Origin of the sequence: Phyllobacterium zundukense, assembly GCF_002764115.1 — a bacterium.
GTDB classification, from domain to species: domain Bacteria; phylum Pseudomonadota; class Alphaproteobacteria; order Rhizobiales; family Rhizobiaceae; genus Phyllobacterium; species Phyllobacterium zundukense.
Window position 1 is genome coordinate 3,617,361 of the sequence record NZ_CP017940.1, and the last position, 25,075, is coordinate 3,642,435.

Annotated in this window: 19 protein-coding genes and 1 riboswitch; of the genes, 5 read left to right on the forward strand and 14 right to left on the reverse strand. The window is 59.1% G+C overall.

The window, feature by feature from the left end; genetic code table 11:
- Positions 1-250: 250 nt before the first annotated feature.
- Together BLM14_RS18065 and BLM14_RS18070 are read left to right on the forward strand one after the other, a co-directional pair.
- Positions 251-493, forward strand: coding sequence for a type II toxin-antitoxin system VapB family antitoxin (locus tag BLM14_RS18065; RefSeq protein ID WP_100000657.1), 243 nt, complete (start codon positions 251-253; stop codon positions 491-493).
- A 15-nt stretch (positions 494-508) separates the two neighbouring features.
- Entirely contained in the window at positions 509-904 is a 396-nt protein-coding gene (locus BLM14_RS18070) for a type II toxin-antitoxin system VapC family toxin (protein ID WP_100000658.1), read from the forward strand.
- A 41-nt stretch (positions 905-945) separates the two neighbouring features.
- Here the strand turns inward: BLM14_RS18070 and BLM14_RS18075 are convergent, their stop codons facing one another.
- Entirely contained in the window at positions 946-2,220 is a 1,275-nt protein-coding gene (locus BLM14_RS18075) for a D-amino acid dehydrogenase (RefSeq protein ID WP_100000659.1), read from the reverse strand.
- A 214-nt stretch (positions 2,221-2,434) separates the two neighbouring features.
- A riboswitch (glycine riboswitch) is annotated at positions 2,435-2,521 on the reverse strand.
- A 107-nt stretch (positions 2,522-2,628) separates the two neighbouring features.
- Between BLM14_RS18075 and BLM14_RS18080 the strand changes: the two genes are divergently transcribed.
- Together BLM14_RS18080 and ilvD are read left to right on the forward strand one after the other, a co-directional pair.
- Positions 2,629-2,865: an Lrp/AsnC ligand binding domain-containing protein gene (locus tag BLM14_RS18080; RefSeq protein WP_100000660.1), complete on the forward strand. Its 237-nt coding sequence runs from the start codon at positions 2,629-2,631 to the stop codon at positions 2,863-2,865.
- Between the two features lie 179 nt (positions 2,866-3,044).
- Positions 3,045-4,898 (forward strand): dihydroxy-acid dehydratase, encoded by a 1,854-nt coding sequence (gene ilvD / locus BLM14_RS18085; RefSeq protein ID WP_100000661.1) that lies wholly within the window; start codon positions 3,045-3,047, stop codon positions 4,896-4,898.
- Between the two features lie 159 nt (positions 4,899-5,057).
- On the opposite strand, the gene BLM14_RS18090 is transcribed toward ilvD, so the two are convergent.
- The 8 genes from BLM14_RS18090 to aptA form a co-directional block, all read right to left on the reverse strand.
- On the reverse strand, positions 5,058-6,044 hold the full coding sequence (locus tag BLM14_RS18090; protein ID WP_100000662.1) for an ABC transporter substrate-binding protein: 987 nt from the start codon (positions 6,042-6,044) through the stop codon (positions 5,058-5,060).
- A gap of 27 nt (positions 6,045-6,071) precedes the next feature.
- On the reverse strand, positions 6,072-7,172 hold the full coding sequence (locus BLM14_RS18095) for an ABC transporter permease (RefSeq protein ID WP_237143400.1): 1,101 nt from the start codon (positions 7,170-7,172) through the stop codon (positions 6,072-6,074).
- Positions 7,169-8,044, reverse strand: coding sequence for an ABC transporter permease (locus BLM14_RS18100; protein WP_100000663.1), 876 nt, complete (start codon positions 8,042-8,044; stop codon positions 7,169-7,171). Before BLM14_RS18100 ends, BLM14_RS18095 begins: the two co-directional genes overlap by 4 nt.
- Positions 8,041-8,499 (reverse strand): GNAT family N-acetyltransferase, encoded by a 459-nt coding sequence (locus tag BLM14_RS18105; RefSeq protein ID WP_100000664.1) that lies wholly within the window; start codon positions 8,497-8,499, stop codon positions 8,041-8,043. Before BLM14_RS18105 ends, BLM14_RS18100 begins: the two co-directional genes overlap by 4 nt.
- A gap of 19 nt (positions 8,500-8,518) precedes the next feature.
- Positions 8,519-9,358: an ABC transporter ATP-binding protein gene (locus tag BLM14_RS18110; protein WP_100000665.1), complete on the reverse strand. Its 840-nt coding sequence runs from the start codon at positions 9,356-9,358 to the stop codon at positions 8,519-8,521.
- Positions 9,358-10,812, reverse strand: coding sequence for a dihydropyrimidinase (gene hydA / locus BLM14_RS18115; RefSeq protein WP_100000666.1), 1,455 nt, complete (start codon positions 10,810-10,812; stop codon positions 9,358-9,360). The genes BLM14_RS18110 and hydA overlap by 1 nt, the downstream gene beginning before the upstream one ends.
- 161 nt (positions 10,813-10,973) lie before the next feature.
- Positions 10,974-12,221, reverse strand: coding sequence for a Zn-dependent hydrolase (locus BLM14_RS18120; protein WP_100000667.1), 1,248 nt, complete (start codon positions 12,219-12,221; stop codon positions 10,974-10,976).
- A 16-nt stretch (positions 12,222-12,237) separates the two neighbouring features.
- Positions 12,238-13,563: an omega-aminotransferase AptA gene (gene aptA / locus BLM14_RS18125; RefSeq protein ID WP_100000668.1), complete on the reverse strand. Its 1,326-nt coding sequence runs from the start codon at positions 13,561-13,563 to the stop codon at positions 12,238-12,240.
- Between the two features lie 208 nt (positions 13,564-13,771).
- On the opposite strand from aptA, the gene rutR reads away from it, so the two are divergent.
- A complete protein-coding gene (gene rutR, locus BLM14_RS18130; RefSeq protein ID WP_100000669.1) occupies positions 13,772-14,428 on the forward strand; it encodes an HTH-type transcriptional regulator RutR in 657 nt (218 codons plus the stop codon).
- Between the two features lie 9 nt (positions 14,429-14,437).
- Here rutR and preA read toward each other — a convergent pair whose 3' ends face one another.
- The 5 genes from preA to BLM14_RS18155 form a co-directional block, all read right to left on the reverse strand.
- Positions 14,438-15,748 (reverse strand): NAD-dependent dihydropyrimidine dehydrogenase subunit PreA, encoded by a 1,311-nt coding sequence (preA, locus tag BLM14_RS18135; protein WP_100000670.1) that lies wholly within the window; start codon positions 15,746-15,748, stop codon positions 14,438-14,440.
- Between the two features lie 11 nt (positions 15,749-15,759).
- The gene (locus tag BLM14_RS18140; protein WP_100000671.1) at positions 15,760-17,217 is read right to left on the reverse strand and encodes an NAD(P)-dependent oxidoreductase; all 1,458 of its coding nucleotides are present in this window, start codon (positions 17,215-17,217) and stop codon (positions 15,760-15,762) included.
- Positions 17,218-17,664: 447 nt separating this feature from the next.
- Entirely contained in the window at positions 17,665-20,391 is a 2,727-nt protein-coding gene (locus BLM14_RS18145) for an alpha-L-rhamnosidase-related protein (RefSeq protein WP_100000672.1), read from the reverse strand.
- A gap of 243 nt (positions 20,392-20,634) precedes the next feature.
- Positions 20,635-23,763, reverse strand: coding sequence for an efflux RND transporter permease subunit (locus tag BLM14_RS18150; RefSeq protein WP_100000673.1), 3,129 nt, complete (start codon positions 23,761-23,763; stop codon positions 20,635-20,637).
- Positions 23,764-23,773: 10 nt separating this feature from the next.
- The gene (locus tag BLM14_RS18155; protein ID WP_100000674.1) at positions 23,774-24,940 is read right to left on the reverse strand and encodes an efflux RND transporter periplasmic adaptor subunit; all 1,167 of its coding nucleotides are present in this window, start codon (positions 24,938-24,940) and stop codon (positions 23,774-23,776) included.
- Positions 24,941-25,075 lie beyond the last annotated feature (135 nt).

Below are 25,075 nucleotides of genomic sequence, written 5' to 3' on the forward strand. Positions count from 1 at the left end.
ATCCTGCGATCGATAAAATTCGCCTCCCGAGCTTAAGAAAACGATAACATGGTGGTGCAGGCAGGCCAACCCGTATCGGCCTTGAGGCGGTCCCGCAAGGGGCGACTTGTGACCATATGGCCACAGAACCGCCTGTTCCCTGCCTCAATTACGGATCACTTTTTGTTATTCACATGTAATTTCATTCCCTCTTGCCCTGACAAAGGATATCCCTTACTTATATACGTGATATACCATAAAGGATATACTTATGCCGCTCTATATCAAAGACGACAGGATAGACGACCTAGCACGCCGATATCAGGCCGCAGTCAAGGCGCCCTCCAAAACCGAGGCCGTGAGGCTTGCCTTGCAACGCGCACTCGACGAACAGCTTGGTCAGCCTACGCTGGCCGAGGTAGCCGCGGGCTTTTGCCGGAACCTTAGGTCTAAGGCTAATCTCAATAAGGGCCTGCCCGCAGACAAGGCATTTCGAGACAGTCTTTACGACTAACGCACAGGGCAGCTGATGTTCATAGATGCTTCGGCCATGGTGGCCATGATGACCGACGAGGATGATGCACGTACACTCGCAGCGCGCTTACAATCTTCCAACAATCGTATGACCTCGCCATCGGCAGTCTGGGAAACCGCGATCAATGTTGCTCATATTCTTGGAATTGAGATCACCGAGGCGTCGAGTGCCGTACAGGCGTTTCTCACTGCAGTGAATATCCAGCTGGTTTCAATACCGCCGGAGGCAGCATTCGTGGCCATCACGGCGTTTGATCGTTATGGCAAGAAACGCCATCCCGCCGATTTGAATTTCGGTGACTGTTTTGCCTATGCGTGCGCGCGCCACTACCGCCTGCCCCTGCTCTACAAGGGCAATGATTTTTCCAAGACAGATATTGAGGCTGCGTAACAGCAACAAGAGCGCCTGAATCCTCAGGCACTCGCATCTTGTTACTCAGCAGCCGCCAGCCATTCGGTTTGCGGCTGCTGATCAACCGGCATCGCGGCGCTGATGTGACCTGCAACGATCTCCGCCGTCGCCGCTGACAATGTCCAGCCCAGATGACCATGACCGGTATTGTAAAAAACGCCGGGACGCTTGCCACTGCCAACCCGCGGCAGCATGTTCGGCATCATCGGACGCAGGCCCGCCCATGGCACGACGTTGGACGTGTCCATCCCCGGGAAAAGATCGCGGCTCCAATCGACCAGCGGCTTGACGCGGTCGTGACGGATGTCGCGGTTCTCGCCATTATACTCGGCGGTACCGGCAACGCGCAGGCGTCCGGCGCCGAGGCGGCTCGTGACGATCTTCGCATCATCGTCGAGCAGGCTGACCCAGGGCGCCGACGCCTGGCTTTCATCATCATTGAGATTAATGGTGATCGAGTAACCCTTGACCGGATAGATATTGACCCGGTCGCCGAGCTGCGCCGCGAACTTTCGGCTGGCAATGCCTGCACAAATGACGATCGCATCGAAGCGTTCCGTCTCGACTTCCGAGGGTGTGACGGAAGCCTTGTTCCAGGAAACAACGACGCCGTCCGCACCGTGCGCTAGCGTTTGCACATTGGCATCGCCGACAAAGCGGACGCCGCGCCGCACCGATGCATCGGCAAGGCCGCGGGTAAATTTGTGGATGTCGCCAGTGGAATCCGATGGAGTGAAGAAGCCGCCATAGAACGACCCATTAAGAGCTGGCTCGATCGAGCTGATTTCCTCATTGGTCACAGCACGACGATCAAGGCCGCCAGCCTCCAGCAGTTTGTTGACCTTAACGGCGTGGTCATAGCCGTATTTCGAGCGATAAATATGCAGGATGCCGCGCTTTTCGAGATCAAAATCGATCTTCTCTTCGGCAGCGATCTCGAACATACGCTTGCGCGCTTCGATGGCGAGCTTCGTCGTCGCGATCGTGTTCTTCTCGTAGTGCGGAATATTCATCACGAACTCCGCCATCCAGGAATATTTATGCCAGGATGGTTTCGGGTTCATCAGCAGCGGGGCATCCTTGCGCAGCATCCACTTCATGCCCTTGAGAACGGTTGACCAGCTGTTCCACACTTCAGCGTTGGACGCCGAAAGCTGCCCGCCATTGGCGAAGGAGGTTTCCATCGCGGCATAGCGGTTGCGGTCGAAAACGGTGACGGAATAACCCTGACGGGCAAGCGCATAAGCGGTCGTAACGCCGGTGATACCGGCGCCGATAATGGCAATATTGGTCATGACAGACGAGGTCCTTCAGCAACACATGGTTTCAGTTTCGCCGTTCAAAACGGCACGAAACCCCATCTGTCACGGAACCTGAGAGTTTGGCCCTCACGCGCCCGCCGGGTGTTTGTCACCCATGTCGTTGGCAGCGTAACCGGTGCATCACCGGGCAGGGCTTTCTCCTTCGGTGGGCGAAACCTTTGTCGATTTCGCCTCTCTCCAGATGTCCGACGCTAGTCTGGTCCTTTTGCCTGAGAGTTTCCGGGGCGGTTGCTCCATCGGCGCCGGTTTTACCGGTCTCTCCCAGATAGCCTGTGCGAACGGTGCCGCTTATATCGCAGTTGCGAGACGAGAACAACTGGCTAAGAGCGAGCCAACCCATTATGTTGGCGAAGCACAAACCTGTCCTTCCGGAGTAAATTCATGAAACCCGTCTTCCTGCAGCTGCAATGCTTCCCCGGCAAAACCTATGAAGTCGCGGCTGCGCTTTTCGAACGCGAAATCGTCTCGGAACTCTATTCGACCAGCGGCGACTACGATCTCCTGATGAAGATCTACATTCCCGAGGACCAGGATATCGGCAAGTTCATCAATGACAATGTGCTCGACATCCAGGGCATTGCCCGCTCGCTAACGACAATGACCTTCACCGCGTTTTAAGGGCACGCAGTATTTTGGACCGAGACATTACGTCCCGTTTCATGCGGCAATGAACTCCCCTATGTAATCATCGCAATAAAAAGCTCTCATCCGGGTAACAAAATTCCATTCTTTGCCATGGAAGCGGTTTTTCTGTAGAGATGCTGCTCTCTCGCAATTCACCATCAGGATTTTCACAAATGCCTCCCTATCGTTCACGCACAACCACACATGGTCGCAACATGGCTGGTGCCCGCGGGCTCTGGCGCGCGACCGGCATGAAGGACGAGGATTTCGGCAAGCCGATTATCGCTGTGGTCAACTCGTTCACCCAGTTCGTACCCGGCCACGTGCATCTGAAGGATCTTGGCCAGCTCGTGGCGCGTGAAATCGAAAGCGCAGGCGGTGTCGCCAAGGAATTCAACACGATCGCGGTCGATGACGGCATCGCCATGGGCCATGACGGCATGCTCTATTCGCTGCCGAGCCGCGAGATCATCGCGGACAGCGTCGAATATATGGTCAACGCCCATTGCGCCGATGCGATGGTGTGCATTTCCAATTGCGACAAGATTACCCCTGGCATGCTAATGGCAGCGCTACGCCTCAACATCCCGGTTGTGTTCGTTTCCGGCGGCCCGATGGAGGCCGGCAAGGTTGTCTGGGAAGACAAGGAAAAGAAGCTCGACCTGGTCGATGCCATGGTCGCGGCTGCGGATGACCATATATCAGACGAGGAAGTCAAGGCCATCGAGCGTTCGGCCTGCCCGACCTGCGGTTCCTGCTCCGGCATGTTCACGGCTAACTCGATGAACTGCCTGACCGAGGCACTCGGACTGTCGCTGCCGGGCAATGGCTCGACGCTGGCAACCCACGCGGATCGTCGCCGCCTCTTCGTCGAGGCCGGTCATCTGGTCGTCGATCTTGCCCGCCGTTATTACGAGCAGGACGACGAAACGGTGCTGCCGCGCTCGATCGCATCCTTTGCGGCATTCGAAAACGCCATGACCCTCGATATCGCCATGGGCGGCTCGACCAATACGGTCCTGCATCTGCTGGCCGCAGCCCATGAGGGCGAGGTCGATTTCACCATGAGCGATATCGACCGGCTTTCACGTCGCGTTCCAGTGCTTTGCAAAGTGGCGCCTGCGGTCGCCAATGTGCACATGGAAGACGTTCACCATGCCGGTGGCGTCATGGGCATTCTCGGCGAACTCGACCGCGCCGGTCTGCTCGATACGTCGGTCTATTCGGTACATGCGGCCAATCTGGGCGCGGCGCTCGATCGCTGGGATGTGGTTCGCACCAAGAACAAGTCCGTGCATGATTTCTTCATGGCAGCACCAGGCGGCGTGCCGACGCAGGTCGCCTTCAGCCAGGAACGCCGCTTCGCCGATGTCGATCTCGATCGCGAGAAGGGCGTCATCCGCAATGCGGAACATGCCTATTCCAAGGATGGCGGACTGGCAGTGCTTTATGGGAATCTCGCCGAAGACGGCTGCATTGTCAAAACAGCAGGTGTCGACGACTCGATCCTCAAATTCTCCGGCCCTGCCCGCATCTTCGAAAGCCAGGACAGTGCCGTGCTCGGCATCCTCAATGGCGGCATCAAACCGGGCGATATCGTGCTGATCCGCTACGAGGGCCCACGCGGCGGACCCGGTATGCAGGAAATGCTCTATCCGACCAGCTATCTGAAATCCAAAGGCCTTGGCAAGGCCTGCGCCCTGATCACCGATGGCCGGTTTTCAGGCGGTTCCTCGGGCCTCTCCATCGGCCACGTTTCGCCGGAAGCGGCGGAAGGCGGCTTGATCGGCCTCGTCGAGGAAGGCGATATCATCGATATCGACATCCCCAACCGCAAGATCCATCTTGCCGTCGATGATGCAGTTCTCGCCGACCGGCGCGCGCAGATGGAAGCCAAGGGCAATGCCGCCTGGAAGCCGGAGGAGAAGCGCAAGCGCAAGATCACCACTGCGTTGCGCGCCTATGGCGCCATGGCGACGAGTGCGGCTAGGGGTGCGGTGCGGCAGATCCCGGATGAGTGGAACTGAGTAGGGTGCCAATTATCTCTCCCCTTGTGGGAGAGAAAGCGATTTCAGCATCTTAGCTCTTGCTAAGTGCTAGAAATCGCAAGAGAGGGGATTTGCAATCATGGTAGTATCCCCTCTCTTGGATTTTCTAAGGATTTAGCAAAGAGGCTAGAGCGAACCTTATTTCGCGGCGTCAGTGATCTTCGTCGTCCAGGCGCCTTCCGGCTTCTTGGTGATGACCGGATCGGAACCGCCGCCAAGCAGCGTTTCCACGGTGCGATCAGCTGCCGCCACGTCCAGCACGCCTGTTGAGCCTTCCGTCAGCTTGTTGATCTCGCCAACCATGCGCTTCTGGTGCTTTTCGGTCTGGGCACCGCTGGCATCATTGTCGAGCACGATCGTTGCGGCTTCATCCGGATTGGCACGGGTATATTCCCAGCCCTTCATCGAGGCCTTGACGAAACGAGCCAGCTTGTCGACCATCTTCGGATCATCCAGGCTCTTCTGCAGCACGTACAACCCGTCTTCCAGCGTGGCGACCTTCTCGTCCTCATATTTGAACGTCACCAGTTGGTCTTCTGGAATCCCCGCATCGATGACCTGCCAATATTCATTGTAGGTCATCGTGGAGATGCAATCGGCCTGCTTCTGGATCAGCGGATCGACGTTGAAGCCCTGCTTGAGAACGGTCACGCCCTCCGGCCCGCCATCGGTCTTGAGACCGAGATGGTTCATCCAGGACAGGAACGGATACTCATTGCCGCCGAACCAGACACCGAGCGTCTTGCCCTTGAAGTCCTCCGGCTTGGTGATGCCGGTTTCCTTGCGGCAGGTCAGCATCATGCCCGAGCGCTTGAAGGGCTGGGCGATATTGACCAGCGGCAGGCCCTTTTCGCGCGTTGCCAGCGCCGAGGGCATCCAGTCGATGACCACGTCAGCGCCGCCACCGGCGATCACCTGTGGCGGAGCCACGTCCGGACCGCCCGGCTTGATCTCGACATCGAGTCCGGCTTCCTCGTAGAAGCCCTTGTCCTTTGCCACGTAGTAGCCGGCAAACTGGCCCTGCGTGACCCATTTTAGCTGCAGGACAAGCTTGTCGGCAGCCAGTGCCGAGCTTGCCATCAAGGTCATGGCAAGGCCGAGTGACAGTGCGATCGTTTTCTTCATGTTTTAGTTCTCCTCTGTTCTTGTTTGTTATGATCTATACGACGGATGCCAGAACGTGACAGCCCGTTCGACAAGGGTAATCAGTCCATAGGACAGTGAACCGGCAAGCGCTGCGACAAAGATCTCAGCCCAGACCATGTCGACATTCATGCGTCCGACCTCGGCCGATATGCGAAAGCCCATGCCAACGATGGGCGAGCCGAAGAACTCGGCGACGATGGCACCGATCAGCGCCAGCGTCGAATTGATCTTCAGCGCATTGAAGATGAACGGCATTGCCGCGGGCAGCCGCAGCTTCAGCAGCGTCTGGCCGTAACTCGAGCCATAGGTGCGCATCAGATCGCGCTCCATCGCTCCCGATGCGGCAAGCCCCGCCACCGTGTTCACCAGCATGGGGAAGAACGTCATGATGACCACCACAGCGGCTTTCGATTCCCAGTAGGAGCCGAACCACATGACCATGATCGGGGCGATACCGACGACGGGGAGCGCAGCAACGAGATTGCCGATCGGGAGCAGGCCCTTGCGCAGAAAGGGCACGCGGTCGACGATGATCGCCGCCAGAAAGCCGGAGCCGCAGCCGATGACATAACCGGCAATCGCGGCCTTCAGGAAGGTTTGCTGGAAGTCCGCCCACAGCGTCGGCACCGACGACGCGATGCGCGATGCAATCATAGAAGGCGGCGGCAGGAGGATTGTCGGGACGCAGAAGCCGCGCACGACGATTTCCCACAGGATCAAGAGCCATGCCCCGAACAGCACGGGCAGAGCGAGATTGACCAGGCGTTGTGCGTCGGGGGAGGCCAGTCTCAGTGCGGCAAGTCTTTGCACGCTGAGCCAGGCCAGAAGCCACGCGGCGACCACAAGACACCAGTAGCCAATCGCAGGGCCGGTTATCGTAAAGGAGCCAAGCAGGCCTATCAGGCAGAACGCTGCGGTGTGAACCAGCACAAGCAGGGCGACCAATGACGTATTTGAAGCTGGCACAAACAACGCCACAGCCGCCGCAGCAAAGAGAATGGCGGGTGCGGAAAAGAAGAAGAGCCCGGGCACGTCGGCGCCTGTCGGCAGTACCAGGGAAGCCGCTGCGAGGATGAAGGCGATGATTGCAAGGGGTGAGCGCTTCATGGCCGCACTCCCATGCGCCGGTTGACCATGTTGGCTATCAACCCGATCAGGCTGACGAGAACAGCCGCCATCAAGGCCGCCGCAATCAGTGCCGCCCAGATCTGCACAGTCTGGCCATAATAGGAACCGGCGAGCAGACGCGCGCCAATGCCCGCCACAGCGCCTGTCGGCAATTCACCGACAATGGCGCCGACAAGGCTGATGGCAACAGCGATCTTCATGGAGGTGAAGAGATAGGGCATGGATGCCGGCCAGCGCAGCTTCCATAACACCTGTGCCTTCGAGGCATTATAGGTGCGCATCAGATCGAGCTGCATGATCTCCGGCGAGCGCAGGCCCTTCACCATGCCGACGGCGACGGGGAAGAACGACAGATAGGTCGAGATCATCGCCTTGGGCAGGAGCCCGGTGATGTTGACCGTGTTGAGCACCACGATGATCATCGGCGCGATGGCAAGAATCGGCACGGTCTGCGAGGTGATGATCCACGGCATAAGGCTCTTGTCGAGCGTGCGCGAATGAACGATGGCGATCGCCAGCAAAACGCCCAGAAGCGTACCGAGGCCAAAGCCAAGCAGCGTCGAGGAGAGTGTCACCCAGCCGTGGTAGACAAGACTGCGCTTCGACGTGGGGCTGATATCGAAGACGGTCTTGCGTATCTCCGCCGCGACCTGGTGCGGAGCAGGCAGGACCGGACGCTCCTGCGCCATGGTATTGGCGATCAAATGGCGCGTCGAAATCGTCGTGTTGGCACGCGCCGCCTGATCGCGTTCGAAAGGTGCATTGAGAATGACGGCGAAGACATACCAGAGCCCAATAATTGCAAGGAGAACGGTGCCCACCGGAATGACGTTGTTGCGGATGAAGTTCATGGCTCCACCTCAGCGCTACCCGGTTGCCAGCGGTAGAGAATATCCGGCAGCTTCTCTTCATTGTCGCCGTCTGTTCGCCCAATTTCCTTGAATCCCTCGCGCTTATAGAACGCCTGCGCATCGCGGTTGGCGACGAATGTCCAGAGTTCAACCGGCCCATCGGCTTCATGTTTCGCGTGATCGAGCAGCGCTTTGCCAACACCCCTGTGGCGATGATCGCCATGCACGTAGAGCGCACTCACAGTATTGTCCGGGGACAGGGCGATCATGCCGGCGATGTGATTGTCATTCTCGGCCACAAAGACCTGAAACCGCGAAAAGACGGTGTCGCGATAGAATTCGGCCACATCTCCCTTGGGGTGGACGCGCGGCATCCATTTCGTGGCATCAATCCAGGCGTTGACGATCTCCGCGCATTCGGACATGTCGCGCAGTTTGGCGGCACGGATGATCATTCTGCGCCCCGCTCCGGCGTCATAGATGCGCCTCGTCGTAGGAATGACCGTGGCGCAGCCCCTCACGCACCCGGTGGGCAATCTCCAGAAACTTCGGCGTTTCGCGGATATCGAGCGTGCGTTCCGGGCCGAGATCGCAATCGATGATCTCGTGAATCCGGCCGGGCCGCGGGCTCATGACCACGATCTTGGTGGAAAGGAACACCGCCTCCGGAATGGAGTGGGTGACAAAAATCACAGTCTTCTGCGTCTTCGCCCAAAGCTTCAGCAGTTCCTCATTGAGATGATCGCGGACAATCTCGTCGAGCGCGCCGAAGGGCTCGTCCATCAACAGCAAATCGGGGTCGAAGGAAAGCGCGCGGGCAATGGAGGCGCGCTGCTGCATGCCTCCGGACAATTGCCACGGAAACTTCTTCTCGAAACCGGAAAGATTGACCAGCTCCAGGTTCCTGGCAATGCGCTCCTTGCGCTCCGCCTTGGGCACACCCATCACTTCCAGCGGCAGGGAAATATTCCCGCCGATCGTGCGCCATGGATAGAGCGCGGCCGCCTGGAACACGTAGCCGTAGGCACGCTTCTGCCGCGCCTCGGAGGGTGTGATGCCATTGACGGAGATCGTGCCCGAGGTCGGCTGTTCGAGATCGGCGATCACACGCAGCAGCGTGGTCTTGCCGCAGCCGGACGGGCCGATGAAGGAGACGAACTCGCCGCCATTGACCGAAAGATTGATATTGGCCAGAGCGTTGACCGGCCCATCATTGGTCTGGAAGACCAGCGATAGGTCCTTCACATCAATCACATTTTTCGGCGCCGCATCTGCCATCGTCTTCGCCTTGGGTCGGAGCGCGACGACTGTCATCAGACGCCTGCCGGAATATTCTTCGGATCGCGCTCTACTCTACGCGGTGCCGTCAATTCCTTCCAAGTGGAAAGTGCACGATTTGCCGGCGCATTGGCTTCGCGTTCGACAAAGCGGCCACTGCCCGTCGGCGCCAGCACCTCGCCATCCTTGAAAGCGATCTGGCCGCGTGACAGGGTCATGCGCGGCAGGCCGGTTACTTCGATACCCTCGAAGACATTGTAGTCGATGGCGGATTTCTGCGTCTTGGCCGAAATAACCTTCGATGCGTTCGGATCCCAGATGACGATATCCGCATCGGAACCCGGGAGGATCGCCCCCTTGCGCGGGTAGATATTGAGAATGCGGGCAATATTGGTGGAGGTGACTGCTACGAACTCATTCGGCGTCAGGCGGCCGGTACGCACACCCTTGGTCCATAGCACCGGCAAGCGATCCTCAAGCCCGCCCGTACCATTCGGGATCTTGGTGAAATCGCCGACGCCGAAACGCTTTTGCTGCGTGGTGAAGGCGCAATGGTCGGTGGCGACGACCTGCAGGCTGCCCGAGGCAAGGCCGGCCCACAGACCATCCTGATGGATCTTGTCGCGGAAGGGCGGCGACATCACCCGGCGTGCCGCATAGTCCCAGTCCTCGTTCTTGTATTCGCTCTCATCGAGCGTCAGGTGCTGGACCAGCGGCTCGCCATAGACCCGCATGCCCTTTGCCCTGGCACGGCGAATGGCTTCATGCGCCTGTTCGCAGGAGACATGCACGATGTAGAGCGGCACCCCCGCCTGGTCGGCGATCATGATGGCGCGGTTGGCCGCCTCGCCTTCGACTTCCGGCGGGCGCGAATAGCCATGGGCTTCCGGACCGGTATTGCCTTCAGCCAAGAGCTTCTGCTGGAGATGCGCAACGACATCGCCATTCTCAGCGTGCACCAGCGGCATGGCGCCGATCTCGGCGCAGCGCATGAACGAGGCGAACATCTCGTCATCATCCACCATAAGCGCGCCCTTATAGGCCATGAAGTGCTTGAAGGTGTTGATGCCGCGCTCGACCACTTTCGGCATCTCGTCAAAAACCTGCTTGTTCCAGCTGGTGATCGCCATGTGGAAGGAATAGTCGGTGCGAGCCTTGCCCGCCTTCTGGAACCAGTCCTGCAGGGCAACGAGCAGGCCATCGGCGCCTGGCAGAACGAAGTCGACCACCATGGTCGTGCCGCCCGCGAGAGCGGCAGCCGTGCCCGTATCGAAATCGTCGGAGGAATGGGTGCCCATGAAAGGCATCTCGAGATGGGTATGCGGATCTATGCCCCCCGGCATCAGATAGCAGCCCGTCGCGTCGATAGTCTCATCGCCGGAAAGATCAGCACCGATGGCGGCGATGGTTTCGCCGTCGATCAGAACATCCGCCTTGTAGGTGCGGTCGGCGGCGATGATGGTGCCGCCCTTGATCACTTTCGTAGCCATATGTCCGTTCCCCTTTTTGGTCTCCCCTTACCCTCCCACTTGTGGGGAGGGGTATTTTGAAACCCAGTCTTGCTATGGCGTTGATCTCTTCAGATTGTAGGGAAGACCCCTCCCCGGACCTTCGCTCCGCCCCTCCCCACAAGTGGGAGGGTAAGGGGTCCTCACGCCACGATCTCCGCCGTCTCCAGAACCGCATGCAGCAGGACGTCTGCGCCCGCGGCAGCCCATTCCTTCGAAATATCCTCATCCTCATTGTGGCTGAGCCCGTCGACGCATGGGCACATGACCATGGCGGTCGGCGCAACGCGATTGATCCAGCAGGCGTCATGACCCGCACCTGAAACAATATTGCGGTGTGTGTAGCCCAGCCGTTCAGCGGCGCTACGAACGGCGGCCACGCAGCCTTCATTGAAGGTGACCGGGTCGAAATGACCGGCCTCTTCGATTGCAATCTCAAGGCCAAGCTCCTTGGCGATCCTTGGCGCCTTGTCCTCGATTTCCGCCTTCATAGCACTGAGCGTTGCAAGGTCTGGCGAGCGGATATCGACGGTGAAAACCACCTTGCCCGGAATGACGTTGCGCGAGTTCGGGTAGACATCCACGTGGCCGATCGCCCCGACGGCGCTTGGCTGATGCGCCATGGCGACGGTGTGGACGAGCTCGGTGATCCGCGCCATGCCGAGCCCGGCGTTCTTGCGCATTGGCATCGGCGTCGAACCGGTATGGCTTTCCTTGCCCGTCAGTGTGATCTGCAGCCACCACAGGCCCTGGCCATGGGTGACGACGCCGATATCCTTGCCTTCGGCTTCGAGGATAGGACCTTGCTCGATGTGCAGCTCGAACAGCGCATGCATCTTGCGCGCTCCAACCTGCTCATCACCCTTCCAGCCGATACGCTCCAGTTCGTCGCCGAACTTCTTGCCCTTGGCGTCTACCCGGTCGTAGGCCCAATCCTGTTCGTGGATGCCGGCAAAAACACCGGAGGCCAGCATCGCCGGTGCAAAGCGCGTGCCTTCCTCATTGGTCCAGTTGACCACGACGATGGGATGCTTGGTCTGGATGTTGAGGTCGTTCAGCGTACGGATCAGTTCGAGCCCGCCAAGGACGCCGAGGACGCCGTCATACTTGCCGCCGGTCGGCTGCGTATCGAGATGGCTGCCGACATAGACAGGCAGTGCATCCGGGTCTGTCCCCTTGCGGGTAAAGAACATGTTGCCCATGGTGTCGACGCCCATGGAGAGGCCCGCCTTTTCGCACCAGGACTGGAACAGGCGGCGGCCTTCGCCGTCTTCATCGGTCAGCGTCTGGCGGTTGTTGCCGCCGCGCACGCCCGGCCCGATCTTCGCCATCTCCATCAGGCTGTCCCAGAGACGGTCGCCGTTGATCCTGAGATTTCCCGTGAGCGTCATGTTAGCGCCTTTCAACTTATGCGAGGTTCTTCAGAACGTCGGCCAGCGTATCAAAAAGGTGCTCGATCTGGCCCTTGCTGATGATGAGCGGCGGCGATAGCGCGATGATATCGCCGGTCGTGCGGATGAGCACACCTTTTTCATAGGCATCGAGAAAGGCCTGGAACGCGCGTTTGGTCGGTGCGCCGTCGATCGGCTGCAGTTCAATGGCACCTATCAGGCCGAGATTGCGGATGTCGATGACATGCGGCAGGCCCTTGAGCGCGTGGAGTGCATCGGCCCAGTAGTCCGAAAGCTCGGCGGCTCTGGTCATCAGGCCTTCGTCTTCATAGGTATCGAGCGTTGCCAGCGCCGCGGCGCAGGCGATCGGATGGCCCGAATAAGTATAGCCGTGGAACAGCTCGATCATGTTTTCCGGACCGGTCATGAACGCTTCATAGATATCCTTCGTAGCGAAGACCGCGCCCATGGGGATCACGCCGCTGGTGATGCCCTTGGCCGTGGTGACGAGATCGGGAATGACGCCGAAATAATCGACCGCAAAGGGTGTGCCAAGACGACCGAAACCGGTGATGACCTCGTCGAAGATCAGCAAAATGTCGTGCTTGGTGCAGATCTCGCGCAGGCGCGTCAGGTAACCCTTCGGCGGGATGAGCACGCCGGTCGATCCAGCCACCGGCTCGACGATGACCGCAGCGATGTTGGAGGCATCGTGCAGGGCGATGACCTTCTCCAGATCGTCGGCGAACTCGACGCCATATTCCGGTTCGCCGCGCGTGAATGCGTTGCGCGCCGGATCGTGCGTATGGCGAATGTGATCGATGCCGCCAAGCGCATTGCCGAAAGTCTTGCGATTGCCGGAAATGCCACCGACGGAAATGCCGCCGAAGCCGACGCCGTGATAGCCGCGCTCACGGCCGATCAGCTTGGTCTTGGTGCCGTTACCCTTGGCGCGGTGATAGGCAAGCGCAATCTTCAGCGCCGTGTCGACCGATTCCGAACCGGAATTGGTGAAGAATACATGGTCGATCGGCGATGGCAGCATGGCAGCAAGCCGGGCGGCAAGCTCGAATACTTTGGGATGGCCCATCTGGAAGGCGGGCGCGTAGTCGAGTTCGGCAACCTGCTTCTGCACGGCCTCGACAATCTTCGGGCGGGCGTGACCGGCGTTGCAGCACCAGAGTCCAGCGGTGCCATCGAGGATCTCGCGGCCATCATGCGACTTGAAATGCATGTCCTTGGCGCTGACCAGGAGACGGGGATTCTGCTTGAACTGCCGGTTAGCCGTGAACGGCATCCAGAACGCGTCGAGATTGTTGGTCCCCAATGCCGATTTCGACATGTGACTAAGCCTCCTGATTGCGGATGTTACCGCTTGTTTTATGTTCCCGAATGATTGAACCTCTGGCACAATCAAAAACTTGACTACTTGGTCAAAATGCAGGCTAGAAGAGCATAGGAAAGCGGTCAAGCGCTTTGTAGGTTTTTCCGGTCGTTGCCGGCAGCGGCGGAATTGCCATTTTGTCGCGGGCACAGGAGAGGTCGAGGGAATGGCAAGGGCGGCGAAGAAGAAGGCGAACGAAACCCCGGAAAAGACAACCCGGATACAGGAGATCAATCGTCGCCTCATTCTGGATGCGGCACTCGATGTTTTCTCCACCTACGGGTTTCGCGGCACCACGATCGACCAGATCGCCGACAAAGCCGGCATGTCCAAGCCGAACCTCCTCTATTATTTTCCGCGCAAGCAGAACATCTATGTGACGCTGCTTGAAGAGACGCTGGCGGAATGGCTGGCACCACTCGCCGAGATCGATCCAGAGGGCGATCCGATCGAGCAATTGCGCAAATACATCACGCTGAAGATCAACATGTCGGAGAGCCATCCGGAGGCATCGCGGTTGTTTGCCAACGAAGTGCTGCATGGTGCACCGGCGATCAGCGACTTTCTCTCCAAGCACCTGAAGCCGCTTGTGGATGAAAAGGCCGCTGTCATTCGCCGCTGGGTTGGCGAAGGCAAGCTTGCCCCGGTCGATCCTTACCACCTGATTTTCATGATCTGGGCAACAACGCAGCATTATGCGGATTTCGACGTGCAGGTGCGGGCGATCATGGGCAGCCAGGTTGGACGCCCCGGCTTTCGCGAGCAGACCGCACAGGCGGTGCTGAGCATTATTCTCAACGGCATCCGCCCGCGCGCTGTCTAAAAGAAAATCCTACTCTGCCGCCACCTTTGCCATCGGATTATTCGGGTGCGTCGTCCAGTTGGCATATTCCGGCTGGATCGGCAGCTTGGTGCGTGGATCGACCCCAGACGTCATTGGCACCATGCTGATGCAATTATCGACCGGGCAGACATTGACGCAGAGATTGCAGCCTACACATTCCTCGTCGATCACCTCGAAGTGACGCGCGCCGTCGACCATGGACGTAATCGCCTGATGTGACGTGTCCTCGCAGACTATGTGGCAGCGGCCGCATTTGATGCACAGGTCCTGATCGATCTGCGCCTTGGTAATGTAGTTGAGGTTGAGATACTGCCAGTCCGAAACATTCGGTACGGCGAGTCCCTGGAAATCCTCGATGGTTCTGAAGCCGCGCGAATCCATCCAGTCGGAGAGGCCGGAAATCATCTCCTGCACGATCTTGAAGCCGTAGGTCATCGCCGCGGTGCAGACCTGCACATTGCCGCAGCCGAGCGCGATGAATTCCGCCGCATCGCGCCAGGTGGTGATACCGCCAATACCTGAAATCGGCAGGTCGCGGGTATCGGGATCGCGGGCAATTTCCGCTACCATGTTCAGCGCAATCGGCTTCACGGCTGGGCCGCAATAGCCGCCATGGGAGCCGCGACCGTCGATGGAAGGAACCGGCGCGAAATTGTCGAGATCGACGGAGACGATCGAGTTGATGGTATTGATCAACGAGACAGCGTCTGTTCCGCCTGATTTCGCCGCCCGCGCGGGCTTGCGGATGTCGGTGATGTTCGGAGTCAGCTTGGTGATGACCGGCATGCGGGTATATTGCTTGCACCAGCGTACGACCATCTCGATATATTCCGGCACCTGGCCGACGGCGGCACCCATGCCGCGCTCGGACATGCCGTGCGGACAGCCGAAATTCAGCTCGATGCCGTCGGAACCAGTGGCCTCGACCAGCGGCAGGATGGCTTTCCAGGATTCCTCCTCGCAGGGCACCATGATCGAGGCGATCAGGGCGCGATCCGGCCACTTCTTCTTCACCTCGGTCATTTCCCGCAGGTTCACCTCGAGCGGGCGGTCGGTGATGAGCTCGATATTGTTGAAGCCGAGCAAGCGCCGGTCCGGACCATGGATCGCGCCATAGCGCGGACCGTTGACATTGACGACGGGCGGGCCCTCTTCGCCGAGGGTCTTCCACACGACACCGCCCCAGCCCGCCTTGAAGGCACGCTCCACATTGTATGCCTTGTCGGTAGGCGGTGCAGAGGCCAGCCAGAATGGGTTTGGCGATTTGATGCCAAGGAAATTCGATGAAAGATCAGCCATGTCGATCTCCTTCAGCCAGCAATCTGGCTTGGATGATTGGGGTGCTGCGCCGGTGCCGATGCGCCGTCGGAATTCTCGGCTATGACGGCTTCGACGAAGCCGCTGACCTTGTCCGGTTGCTGCATCAGGGTGCGGTGAATGGATTCAGCGGCAAGCTTGCCGTCCTGCACCGCAGCGACCGTCAGGTCTTCGCCGCCGGCAATGCAATCGCCGCCCGCCCAGATGCCCGGGATCGAGGTGCGGCCTTCATCATCAACACTGATGCGGCCCTTGGAGAGCGCGATACCCGCTTCCGTCAGAACGGCTTCGGCCGGGGTCTGGCCAATCGCCTTGAATATCTGGTCGCTGGCAAGCGTGATGCTCTCACCCGAGGTCGTGAGACGGCCGTCGGCCATGACGGTATAGTCCAGCGTGATGCCGCAGACCTCACCGTGCGCGTTGCGGGTCAGGGCGCGCGGCTGCAACCAATGGCGGATGATCACACCGTTCTTCAGCGCAAGTTCCTGCTCATATGCGCTGGCGTTCATGTTTTCCGGACCGCGGCGGTAGGCGATGATGACGTTCTCAGCGCCCAGCAGCTTCGTCTGCACCGCAACATCAATCGCGGTCATGCCGCCGCCGATGACAACCACATCGCGGCCGACGGCGATCTCGGAAAGATCGTTGCTCTGACGCAGGACCGAGATGTAGTCCACCGCATCGATGCAGCCCGCGGCATCCTCACCTTCCAGGCCGAGTTCGTTGACGCCCGGCAGACCCATACCAAGGAAGACTGCGTCGAAACCCGCCCTCAATGCATCGAGGCTGATATCGCGGCCAAGTGCCTTGTCGTTCTGGATCGTGATGCCGCCAATCTCGAGAATGAAGTCGACTTCCTTCTGGGCGAAATCATCGACGCTCTTATAGGAGGCGATACCATATTCATTGAGACCGCCGGCCTTGGGGCGCGCCTCGAAGATCGTCACGTCGTGGCCATGCATGGCCAGGCGGTGTGCGGCGGACAGACCCGCTGGTCCGGCACCGATAACGGCGACCGATTTTCCGGTTGGCTCGGCGCGCTTGAATGGATGCTGGCCGTTCGCCATCAAATGGTCGGTGGCATAACGCTGCAACAGGCCGATCTTCACCGGTTTGCCTTCGGCAACTTCACGGACGCAGGCCTGTTCGCACAGGGTTTCCGTCGGACAGACCCGGGCGCACATGCCGCCAAGGATGTTCTCCGAAAGAATGGTCTTGGCCGACCCGGTCGGATTGTCCGCATTGATCTCGCGAATGAACAGCGGAATGTCGATGCCCGTCGGGCAGGCATTCATGCATGGCGCGTCGTAGCAGAAATAGCACCGGTCCGATTCGACAAAGGCTTCATGCCGGGTGAGCGGCGGGTGAAGATCGGAAAACACATCCGCGTAGGCGTCGGAAGCGAGCCGCCCGGCTCTGACGTCCCGGATTCCAGAATCGATCGATCCCATGAAATCGCATCTCCTCTATTGACTTGCGTCCGGTTCCCTATGGATCGCAGTCATTTTCATGATGGGCCGGTTCGTCCGGCACCTCTCAAGGAAAAGAATGGCAGATTTTCATAAAAGGTCAAATTTTTTATCAAACGGTCAAGAAATTCCGTCGAAGGGCAAGTTGGCAAGGCCGGTTGACCCGGCATGCTCCGATACCATTTCCCGCAAAAGCCGAGAGCCTTTCCGTATTGTCTCGCGGAAAGGCTCTCGTTTTGTTCGGATGGATCCGAAGGCACAATCCAATCGGGACTGCCTATTTTGCAGCGTATTGCAGTAAGAGTTCGGTTATGTTTGCTCGATTCTTGGGCCCTCCAACTCCGCCCTCGTCATTGTAAAGCCTGTTCGAGTAAAGGTAGGACATGTTGTAGTAGTCGCTGAGCTTGACCGTATATTGTGTGCCAGCGGTCAGTTTACCGGAAGCAGGCTGGACGCGCCCCAATCAGGCCAGCTCGACCGATGCGGCATCACCACAACGCCCTTTATTGGGGGTTGACTGGCGGTGCTGATTTCCACCTGCTTGACAGCCGCGGTTATGCCGGTGTTGATCCGGCCAAACGCGTTGCCATATGACACCAGCACATGGTGTGGACCGCTCTTGTTTGGGGTGACGGTGAACGTCAGTTCCTCGCCTGGCACGCCCCAATCAGACCATGACCGCCGACTGTGATCAGTCTTGAGCTGCGCGGCTGACCCGCTGACCGAGTTGTTGCTCGCCGCATCCGCTTGAAGAGTGATCACCGGATTCCTGCCCGCTATAAAAGAGCACCTTGGAGAGGTGCGCTGCGACACATTGCCCAAACCTGTCAGGTAGTACCGCTCGGTCGTATAACACAAGCGTTGTTCGAGCCCGCGGCTTCCGGTATCCTGCCAATTATTGCCTGTCACATTGGATGCGACCAGTTTGTCGTTACGGTAAATATTGACGGCGGTTCCAGCAACAGAATCGAAGTTCAGCCTCACCTGAGCATCGGGGCCTCTCGCCGTCACGAAGCTGTTTATATTCACCGGATCCGGACCGTACAGATCGTTGGCTTCAGATGCGATCGTGATTTTGTCCTCGACATTCGTCGTATCGATCAGGCCGATTTCGAAGATATTGCGCGCGTCGGTCTTGAGATCGGAGGCCGGTGTGAAGCGGTAGGGGTCGATCGTCGCACCGTTGAGCGATGCGGTGCTCACCTGATAGGCCCCAACGTTTGATACAGCCTTTGCCGGCAGCTTGACCTTCACGTCGATCTTGCGGCCACGGTAGTCGAGATTGCTCAAGGTCAGTTCGCGCGCTCCGTCAAAGACGTCGCCATGCATCTGCTTGGTGATAAACGGCCGGAAGCGAATGCCGGCATCCATTTCCACCTCGCGGCCGAACACCGTATCCAGCACCACCCCGATATAGCCGCCCACGGACCATAACTGGGCTTCCGAATTGATCTCGGGGTCGTTCGGCGAAAGGGTGACGAAGTCAAAGTTTTCCATATTGGAGAGATTGAGTGCTGCGCCCATCATCAGCATCGTGAAGTTCTTGTTCACCACGGCAGCATTGCCGCCCTTGGCCGCTGCCTTGATCAGATAACTGGACACGAATGGCCAGATGGCCCGGTTATGATATACGGATATATCGCGCATTTGCGGCCAGACCACTGGCGCTCCCGCCTGGGCGTGAGGATAGAGGGCCAGAATTTTTTCCGACTTGTCCTGATCGGCAACGCCGTCGAGAATGGCCAAGGTTTCCCCGAGCAGTTCGAAGCGGCGCACCGGAACCTGATCGAGCTCAGTCGTCTTCATGAAGCTGTAGAGCCCGGCGTCCTGCAGCCACAGTTCGTTGTTGATCGCAGTTTTCAGCGCGTTTGCCCAGCTTTCGTAATTCTTGGCGTCGTCGTCCTTCTTCAGCTCCTTCGCCAGCTTCGACGCAACGTCGAGAATTTTATAGAAGTTGACGTTGGTCGACAGGGTCTTTGACATGGCGATGTCCACCACTTCGTTCGCAACCCAGGCGGGATAGGTCTGCTCGCGCCAGTCGGTGAAGGAGGATTCGCCGCGATAGAGACCGTCGCGTACGTCATGGACCGCAAAACGGTCATTTTCGATCGTGTTGCGGATCGCAGTGTACGCATCGTTCAGAAAGGTGGTACGCTCGTCGCCGTCGAGATATTTCAACACTTCCCACGCGGCGCGCGCCCACACCACCCGGTCGGTGCTGACCGGCCAGCTGCCGCCGCTGCCCGTATCCTGTATGATTTCTCTCGTTTCCGGGCCTTTCGTCCCGGCAGCATCGCGGCGGACCGAGGTCTTGAACAAGAGGCTGTTCCTGGCAGCCTGCGGATTGATCTGGGCGAGGCCAAGATCAATCGCATAGGCGGTGTCGCGCGTCCACACATAGGTCCATAGATCACCGGTCTTGAAGCAGCCCACTGTCCCGCCGCAAGGGATCGGATTTCCCTGACTGTAGGCATCATTTGAGATGGAGGTCACCGTCAGATCCGCTGCTTCCTGAAGCGAAAGCGCAAAGAGCGCGTCGAACAGCGGGCTGCTCGTGCGGACAACCGGGCGACCCGCTGTTTCTGTAACGGTCAAGGTTCCGCCGTTGGGCCCAGTCTTCTTGGCAGCCGGCTGCCCATTCTTGGCCGGACGTCCTGGCTGCGACGATGTCAGTTGATAGGTGCGGAAGGGAGCAGCAGCATCCGTTATCGTTACTCCAGCTTCAAAGCTGCGGCCGTTGATGCTGCTCATGCCATGACTGGGCTCGGGATCGGGATCGGGCACGCACTGGCCTTCGACGACCGTGCCATCCTCGCACACAATCTCAGGCTCTATCGTCACAAGCGTGTTCGGCACGCACTGGCCGTCAACGACGGTGCCGTTCTCGCACACAACCTCAGGCTCTTTCGTCACAAGCGTGTTCGGCACGCATTTGCCATCGACGACCGTGCCATCCTTGCACACAACCTCAGGCTCCGCGATCACCCGTGTGTCGGGTTTGCATTGGCCATCGGTAAAGGTACCGCCGCTGCATTCGGTGGCGACCTCAGGGCTAACTCCGCCCTTGCTGCCAGCTTCCTCAGATGATCCGTTGCAACCGGTAAGAAACAAGCCGCCAAGCAGGGCGGCCGCCAAATGCAGCCTGTACAATGCCATGAATTCCTCCCAATAAATCAAATATCGCTTATGAAAATTTCATCGAGCAGCGGGCGGTATCGCCTGCAAAAACATCTTCGCTCAAGCGCGAAATGCAACCCAGGGGGAAGATCGCCTTGCTGCAAGACCTCCTCATCTGCGGCTATCAGGTCAGCCGCAGACGCGTCAATTCGACAATCGTCTAAGGAATCAGGATCGCCCCGGGGCGAACGGGCGAACAGGCGCAACCGTCTTTGGAGGCGTTTACTCTGCCGCGAGTGGCGGCTGCGAGCTGACCTCCAGCAATTCGCGGTTGAGCCGCGCCTCCTCTTCCGCCTTGGGCTTGGAGAACCCGGCCAGCAGCAGATAAGCGACCGGCGTGAGGAACAGCGTCGAGGCGGTTGCCATGCCAAGGCCGCCGACGATGACCCAGCCGAGTGCGATACGGGCTTCGGCGCCTGCACCACTGGCGAGTACCAGCGGGACGCCGCCAAGGATGGCGCAGAGCATTGTCATCACGACGGGCCGCAGGCGGATGTTCGATGCTTCCTCGATCGCCTGCCGAACGTTCCTGCCCTGATCGCGCAGATGATTGGCGAATTCAACGATGAGAATGCCATTCTTGGCCATGATACCGACAAGCAGTACCAGCCCGATCTGGCTGTATACGTTCATGCTCGTGCCCGTCAGCAGCATCGCATAGACCGCGCAGGCAAGGCCGAGCGGCACAGTGGCCATGACGATGACGGCACTGAGAAAACTCTCGAACTGGGCTGCCAGAACGAGAAGGATGATGAGAAGGGCGAAGCCGAACGTGATTGCCATGCTGGAGGAGTTTTCGCCGAGCGTTGCCGCTTCGGCGAGCGGGATGATGCGATATCCTGGCGGCAGCAATGGCGCCGCGACCTCCTGCACGACCCTGTAGGCATCGCCGAGGGCGAAGTCAGGGCTCAGGCCAGACGTAATGGCGACGGAGCGCATTTGTTGTTCGCGGGTCAGTGCCGGGGGAACCGCAACCTCGGTCAGTTTGGCGATGGTCGACATCGGTACAAAACGTCCGTCTCCGGTCCGCAGGAAGACGTTTTCCAGGTCCGTGGGATCGTTGATCGGATTGGTGGTCGAGACGAGCTTGACGTCGAAACTGCGGTCTTCGATATAGACGGAACCGATTTTGTAGCCGTCGAGCACCGACTGCAGCGCCTGAGCAAGGCCGGTGATATCAATCCCGAGATCCGAAGCCCGTTCGCGGTCGATCGACACGGCCAATTGCGGTTGCGTTGGCTCGTTGGTCAGGCGCGGGCGATCGAAGCGGCTGTCCTTTTCAAGCTCGGATACGATCTTGGCGGCCGTTGTGCCGAGTTCAGCATAGCTCGTGCCGACGACGGCAAATTGCAGGCCATTGCCGGCACCGCGAATCCCGAGTGAGTTCGGCTGCGCGGCGAAAACCTGGATGCCGGGAATATTGCGGACCCGCCTGGATACATCCGTGATGATTTCCTGCTGGCTTCTCGCGCGTTCCTTCCACGTCGCGAGGCTGAGCACCATGAAGCCGCGGTTGGTATTGCCGTTCTGTCCGGCGATGGAGAAGGTGTTCTGGATTTCACCGGAATCGCGCAAGGGCTGGATCAGGGTCTCGATCTTCCGCATCTCATCACCGAGATATTCAAGGCTGACGCCCTGCGGAGCAGTAATGCGCAGGAAGGCCGATGCCCGGTCCTCAGGCGGCGTCAATTCCTGCTTGAGCAGGGAAAAGGCGCCAAATGCCCCGCCGGCAAACAGCAGCGAAATCAAGACGACAATCCATGGACCTGCCAGGCAGGCATGCAGCAGGCGGCGATAGAGCCCGCCTAACGATCCGCCGATGCGACTCACCAGCCCCGGTGCGTGGGTAACGTCCTCATGCTTGGCTTCGCTCACGCTCAGGAGCCGCGAGGCAAGCATGGGGCAAAGGGTCAGTGCAACCACCGCGGACAGAAGCACGCAGATTGCAAGCACGAAGCCGAACTCGCGGAAAAGACCGCCAGTCTGCCCCGGCAGGAAGGAGAGCGGCACAAAGACGGCTGCAAGCGTGACAGTGGTCGCAACGACCGCGAAGAACACTTCCTGCGTGCCGAGCACTGCTGCGGCGCGTGGACCCATACCCTGGTTGCGCCGGCGCACGATATTCTCGAGCACGACGATCGCATCGTCGACCACCAGGCCCGTCGCCAGCACCAGCGCGAGCAGCGTCAGGATATTGATCGAAAACCCGGCGAGATAGATGGCCGAGATCGTGCCGATCAACGCGACCGGCAGGCTGACGGCGGGGATCAGTGTGGCTCGAATGTCCCACAGGAACAGATAGATGATCAGGATGATGATGATTACTGATGCGCCGAGCGCGATCTCGACCTCATGTACCGCACCATTGACGAAGTCGGCGTCGTCGCTGGTGACACGGATATCGACGCCCTCGGGCAAGGTCTTCTGCAGCTGCTCGACGGCAGCGCGAACCCCCGTCGAAATATCCAGCGTGTTCGACTGCGCCTGGCGGATAATGCCGAGACCGATGCCGGTCTTGCCATTGGCACGGAGAGTCGAGGTGCCGATGTCGGGACCCATCGTCACCGTTGCCACATCGCGGATCTTGGTCTGCCCCTTGATGATGATGTTCTCGAAATCCTCCGGCGTCGCTACCGGTGCCTGGGCTCGCACCACGATGCTCTGATCGTTGCTGTTGAGCTGTCCAGCCGGTGTGTCGAAGGCCATCGTGTTCAGCGCATTGCGGATATCGGCAATGTTCATGCCGAGGCTGGCGACTTTACCCTGATTGATGTCGATACGGAAAATCTTGCTGCGATTGCCATTGATCTGCACATCGGCAACGCCCGGTACCGAAGCAAGCACGTCCTCGATCTGGTCCTCGACGAGAACCGTCATGTCCTCCACCGCCATGGTGTCGGAGGTGACGGCAAGACGCATGACCGCGTCTGAGTTCGCGTCTGCCTTTACGATGCGTGGCGGATCGGCGTCGTCGGGCAGCGTGTTGGCGATGCGGCTGATCGCGTCGCGCATGTCGGCGGCAGCGACATTGAGATCCACGTCGTCATTGAATTCGACGGTAACGCGACTGTTGCCGAACGAGGAACTGGAAGAAATGGATTTGACGCCGGAAACGCGCGAAACGGCGCCTTCGATGGCAGACGTCAATTCGCGATCGACCGTCTCGGCGGCGGCCGACTCGAAATCCGTGGAGACCGTGACCACGGGGCGGTCGACATCCGGCAGCTCGCGCACATCGACCCCGTAATAGGCAGCAAGGCCCGCAACGACGATCAAGGCATTGAGCACCAGCGCCATGACGGGCCGGCGAATAAATAGGGCGGTGAAATCAGCTTGACCGCGTGCACTCATCAGCGGAACCTCAACCCTGCTCGCCAACGGACGCCAGCGGCCTCGCCTCGGTTTCCTCAGGCGCTGGCTGACCTTGAATCTGCACAAGACCGCCCTGCCGGACCGATTGTACGCCTTCAGCCACGATCTGATCGCCGGGCTTTATTGCGGCATCGACCAGTACAGTGGCCGTGTTGCGCTGCACGATTCGCACGGGCACGCGCTCGGCCTTGTTGTCAGCGATCCTCCAGACATAGGCGCCTTCGGTGCCCCACTGGATGGCCAGGGGATCAACCGTTGGATAGGTGTCTCCGGGAAATCCTACTGACATCTGAAACGCCATGCCTTCGCGCAAGGCATCGTTGGGATTGGTGATTTTTGCCTGAACGTGCAGCGTGCGGCTCGCCGGATCGACGCGGTTGTCGATGGCGCTGATCGCGCCCTTGAACGTTTCACCCGGACGGGCGATCGATGTCGCTGTCACCGGCAGATCGATGGTGATAGCCGGCGCAAAGCGTTCCGGCACCCAGAAATCGACCAGCAGGTCGGAGCGGTCATCAATCATTGCGACCGTCGTCGATGTCGTGATGTAGTTACCCGCATTGATCGGCAAGATGCCGACAATACCGCCGATTGGTGCTTTGATGGCACGGCGATCCAGCGCGAGTTCGGCTTCACGAACGTTGAGGGCAGCATTATCGACTGCCAGCGCAGCTTCGGAAAGCTGAACGGCAGACACTGTGTTGCTCAAGCGCAAGCTTTCCGCGCGGTTGAGCTTGGTCTGCGCGTCTTTCAGTGCCACCCGCGCTTTGTCGACGACGATGACTTCGGCTTCCGAATCGAGCCGGGCAATCACATCGCCGCCTTGCACCTTGGTTCCTGATGTCACAAGAATCTCGGTCAGACGCCCAGCTGTGAACGGGGTGACAGCAACGGAACTCTTCGCCTTGCCTGTACCGATCGCCGTCAGCCTGTCATTGATCTTGGCCTCTGCCGCCGCACGCACGACGACCAGCGGCAGTGCCTGTCCGCTGCGCCTTTGGCCCTGACGGCTGGCAGGTTCTGTCGCTGCGGTCGAATTTCGGTCTATGCCTGCCTTCTTCAGAAGATCGTTCGCGCCTGGAAAGAAATGCAGCCAGCCAGCCCCGGCGGCAGCCAGGATTACCAACGTCAAAGCCAATTGCTTCCAGACCTTCATGTATCACTCCAAAACGCCGGTTCCGCACACAAAGCAGAGCCAGCGTCACTTTGATTATACTTCAACGCGCGTTACAGCGCGAACATGTCGTTGGAGTTCAGGATAAAGGGCTTTGATGCCACCGTTAATGACAAT

Coding starts and splice junctions, on each gene's coding strand:
- BLM14_RS18075 (WP_100000659.1), bottom strand. CDS start 2,220: ATGACCAATATTGCCATTATCGGCGCCGGTATCACCGGCGTTACGACC.
- rutR (WP_100000669.1), top strand. CDS start 13,772: ATGGCAAGGGCGGCGAAGAAGAAGGCGAACGAAACCCCGGAAAAGACA.
- BLM14_RS18065 (WP_100000657.1), top strand. CDS start 251: ATGCCGCTCTATATCAAAGACGACAGGATAGACGACCTAGCACGCCGA.
- BLM14_RS18155 (WP_100000674.1), bottom strand. CDS start 24,940: ATGAAGGTCTGGAAGCAATTGGCTTTGACGTTGGTAATCCTGGCTGCC.
- BLM14_RS18100 (WP_100000663.1), bottom strand. CDS start 8,044: ATGAACTTCATCCGCAACAACGTCATTCCGGTGGGCACCGTTCTCCTT.
- BLM14_RS18110 (WP_100000665.1), bottom strand. CDS start 9,358: ATGACAGTCGTCGCGCTCCGACCCAAGGCGAAGACGATGGCAGATGCG.
- preA (WP_100000670.1), bottom strand. CDS start 15,748: ATGGCTGATCTTTCATCGAATTTCCTTGGCATCAAATCGCCAAACCCA.
- BLM14_RS18140 (WP_100000671.1), bottom strand. CDS start 17,217: ATGGGATCGATCGATTCTGGAATCCGGGACGTCAGAGCCGGGCGGCTC.
- BLM14_RS18150 (WP_100000673.1), bottom strand. CDS start 23,763: ATGAGTGCACGCGGTCAAGCTGATTTCACCGCCCTATTTATTCGCCGG.
- aptA (WP_100000668.1), bottom strand. CDS start 13,563: ATGTCGAAATCGGCATTGGGGACCAACAATCTCGACGCGTTCTGGATG.
- BLM14_RS18145 (WP_100000672.1), bottom strand. CDS start 20,391: ATGGCATTGTACAGGCTGCATTTGGCGGCCGCCCTGCTTGGCGGCTTG.
- BLM14_RS18080 (WP_100000660.1), top strand. CDS start 2,629: ATGAAACCCGTCTTCCTGCAGCTGCAATGCTTCCCCGGCAAAACCTAT.
- BLM14_RS18090 (WP_100000662.1), bottom strand. CDS start 6,044: ATGAAGAAAACGATCGCACTGTCACTCGGCCTTGCCATGACCTTGATG.
- BLM14_RS18120 (WP_100000667.1), bottom strand. CDS start 12,221: ATGACGCTCACGGGAAATCTCAGGATCAACGGCGACCGTCTCTGGGAC.
- BLM14_RS18070 (WP_100000658.1), top strand. CDS start 509: ATGTTCATAGATGCTTCGGCCATGGTGGCCATGATGACCGACGAGGAT.
- hydA (WP_100000666.1), bottom strand. CDS start 10,812: ATGGCTACGAAAGTGATCAAGGGCGGCACCATCATCGCCGCCGACCGC.
- BLM14_RS18105 (WP_100000664.1), bottom strand. CDS start 8,499: ATGATCATCCGTGCCGCCAAACTGCGCGACATGTCCGAATGCGCGGAG.
- ilvD (WP_100000661.1), top strand. CDS start 3,045: ATGCCTCCCTATCGTTCACGCACAACCACACATGGTCGCAACATGGCT.
- BLM14_RS18095 (WP_237143400.1), bottom strand. CDS start 7,172: ATGAAGCGCTCACCCCTTGCAATCATCGCCTTCATCCTCGCAGCGGCT.